Annotated in this window: 1 protein-coding gene; it reads right to left on the bottom strand. The window is 66.0% G+C overall.

Going from position 1 to position 385, the window contains the following annotated elements:
• The coding region (locus tag G9373_RS45760) for an MG2 domain-containing protein (RefSeq protein WP_167121426.1) at positions 1–385 on the bottom strand (385 nt) is incomplete at both ends.

Consider the following 385-nt stretch of genomic DNA (forward strand, 5'->3'; position numbering starts at 1 on the left):
GCGAGTAGCCACCGGCCGGTGCGTTGGATGGCAGCGTAAAGCGCGCGTCGGCGCCCGTCTCGCCCGCCAGCCGCGTGGTGGAAGTGGCCACCGGCGCACCATTCGGGTCAAGCACTTGCAGCTTGATGTCGCCGGCCGCCGGCACGGTCGACTCGGTCGCGTTCTTGAAGTTGCGGCCGATGAACTTGACGCTGACTTCGTCGCCCGGGCGATACAGCGGGCGATCGGTGAAGGCGTACAGCTTGGTGTTGTAGATCTCGCTGTCGTAATAGAAATTCTCGGAGATGAACACGCCGCCCGCGCGGTCGCTGCCGATCACGTAGCTGCGTTCGGGCGACACGTGGCGCAGGTCGGCCGTGCCGTCAGCTTCGGTGGTGCCTGATGC

The sequence above is a fragment of the Rhodococcus sp. A14 genome, assembly GCF_011603105.1.
GTDB lineage: Bacteria > Actinomycetota > Actinomycetes > Mycobacteriales > Mycobacteriaceae > Rhodococcus_F > Rhodococcus_F opacus.